This window comes from Paenarthrobacter sp. CM16 (assembly GCF_013179505.1).
Classification (GTDB): domain Bacteria; phylum Actinomycetota; class Actinomycetes; order Actinomycetales; family Micrococcaceae; genus Arthrobacter.
In genome coordinates this window covers 1-2518 of record NZ_JABMCX010000453.1, presented here as the reverse complement: position 1 = coordinate 2518, position 2518 = coordinate 1, and the positions used below count along the sequence as shown (strand labels likewise).

General features: G+C 63.7%; 2 protein-coding genes and 1 pseudogene. All 3 read right to left on the bottom strand.

Translation table 11 applies throughout. From position 1 onward, the window contains the following. Positions 1-349: 349 nt before the first annotated feature. A complete protein-coding gene (locus HP499_RS23320) occupies positions 350-1183 on the bottom strand; it encodes an alpha/beta fold hydrolase (RefSeq protein WP_172326432.1) in 834 nt (277 codons plus the stop codon). An 80-nt stretch (positions 1184-1263) separates the two neighbouring features. Beyond that, positions 1264-2118: an alpha/beta fold hydrolase gene (locus tag HP499_RS23315; protein ID WP_172326431.1), complete on the bottom strand. Its 855-nt coding sequence runs from the start codon at positions 2116-2118 to the stop codon at positions 1264-1266. A gap of 9 nt (positions 2119-2127) precedes the next feature. After that, positions 2128-2518, bottom strand: a pseudogene (locus HP499_RS23310) (alpha/beta hydrolase); the annotation flags it as partial.

Genomic DNA, 2518 nt, shown 5'->3' with positions numbered 1-2518 from the left:
AAGCTAAGACCCACAGCGCCGATGGTACTGCACCCGGGAGGGTGTGGGAGAGTAGGACACCGCCGGACAACCATTAAGGCAAGAGCCCCGACCCAAGGTCGGGGCTCTTCCCCTTTAACCACCACACACACGCCACAACACAAGCACCACAGCCCCCCACCAAACGCGGTACGGCGTTGCCTAAATCAGGCAGAAGAATCTTAGGGCCGCACACAGCGGCTATCGGGACCCACGGGTGACCGACACAATCTGGAATAGTCAGCTCCTGGTCGCCCGGCCCCTGGCCTGGTCGCCCGGCCCCTAGCCGGTCACTCAGCCGTAGCCGGCCTCCCTGCGATCCAAAAAGGGCTTAGCCCGAGAAGAACTCCGACAACTCCGAGATCAGCTTGTCCGGAGCCTTGTTGGGCCCGTCATGGCCGAAGCCAGGGAGGATGGTGTAGCTGGATCCAGACAGGATGTCGTGGATCTGGCCGCACGCAACGCCGAAGTACGCCGGGCTCTTCTCGCCCACCACAATCAGGGTTTCCAAGGGCAGCTCCAGGAACGGCTCGGGAGGCATGTCAGCTGCGATGACGGCCTTGATCTCCCTGACGCCGCAGGTCATCAGCTCACGCATCTGTTTGCCCAGTGGTGTGCCGGCGGCAAGCTTGTTCGCCAGGGTCAACATGGACAGGGGCATTCGAGCGAAGGCGCCGCCGGTCTCTACTCCCTTGATGAGGATGGCGAGGGCGCGATCGTAGTCTCCCGCCGCCGTCGCGCGTTCATAATCCGGGGTCCAGTCAGCTTTGACGCTGTGGTTGACCGAGACGGCAGGATCATAGACAGCGAGGCGCTCAACCGGCAGCGTCCGGGCGGCGTGCAGCGCTACGGCACCGCCGAAGCTGTGCCCGAAGACGTCGGTACTGGAAGTGTGTTTCATGACAGCGTCAAGGTCCTGAATGTCGGCCTCGAGCGTATAGTCCTCGGACTGCGGGGATGAATCGCCACGTCCACGGCGGTTGAAGGTGTGAACGGGGCGTCCCAGGGCTTCACTCAGTTTCTGGGCGAAGCGCGTGTAATCGGCGGCCGTCACCATGGAGGCCGGAACGACGACGACGCCGGAGCCTGCCGCTGCCAGCTCACCGCCTGTAGTGAGTACTTCGAGGTGTCCGCCGTCGGGGGTCATGATGATGTCGCGCGTCATGACTTGAGCCTAACCGAGCGACCTGAGTGCCGGCAGCATGCCGGCCCTTATGTGGGAAAAGCGGCCGGTGTGGAAAACGCTCAGCCTTTGAAGTAGTCCGAGATATCCGAAACGAGCTCGTTGACGGCTGCAGGAATCGACCCATGAAAACCCTTGGGCGAAACTTCCAACGTGCTCCCGGGAACCGCCCTGTTCAACCGTGCGGCGGTGACCTTGTAGAACTGCGGGCTTTTCTTGCCCACCATGAAGTGTGTGCTGGAGGGGAGCACGGAGAAGTCGGTTGGAGTGTCCGCGGCTTCGAAGGCTGCCTTCAGCTCACCAACGCCCGAAGGCATCAGCTCGCGGAAGAGCTGATTGACTTTGGTCCGCGACACCACAGCCATGAGTCCCGCCAGAATTGGCTCGGGAACCCTGGCCAAGGCGGTTCCGGGTTGCATCCCGCGCTTCATCCGGGCCAGCGCCAGCCCGACATCACCCTTATTGACCGAATCCGCGAACCCGGCAAGCCATTCGGTGTCCATGCTGCCATCGATGTTCACCGCGGCGTCGTAAACGGCGAGCTTGTCGGGCTGGTGAGGCGTACCGGCAAAGGCTTGGGCGGCGTTCAATGCAACGGACCCACCCAGGCTGTGGCCAAAAATGTTCCGGGCGCCTGTGGCATCCATGATGGTACGGACATCGGCGATTTCCGTCGCCATGGAGTAGTGATCCGGCTGCTCGGTGGATTTGCCCCGGCCCCGGCGGTCGTAGACATCCACGGCCCAGCCATCACCGAGGCCCTTGGCCAAGGCCAGGGAGAACGGCCGGTAAATGAGTGCAGTGAGGAACGCCCCGCCGATGAGGACCACCCTGCGTTCCCCCGGGGCGTCCTCCGCGCCGTAGCTGTACAAGGCCAGCCGGCCGCCGTCGTGCGTTTGAATATCGCGTTCCCTCACCGGAACATCCTAGGTGGCATCGGGAAGTCCGCCATGGACCCGGGGCTCGGTAAGAAACCGTGCGATGCGTGCGGCGAGCCGCTTGCCGGGGCGCAGGGGCCCTTCGTGGAACTGCAGCGGGACCACGGCAAAGTCGATTGCGGGCACTGCTCCGGCCAGCGTGCGCCCAGTCTCAGCAAAGTACGACGGACTCCAACCACCGCTGAGCATGAGCGTGGGCGTGGAGAGCTTCATGAAATCGTGAAGGTGGGCGTCGGCGTCCAGTACCGCCCGCATTTCGGTGACGGCGGTGGGGAGCAGGGAGCGCATCTCCAGACCCAAACGGGTCCGGGCCGATAGGACACTGAGCGTGCGCAGCGCCCCCATAGGCAGGTAGGAGATGGGCCCGGCGGTCCCCAGC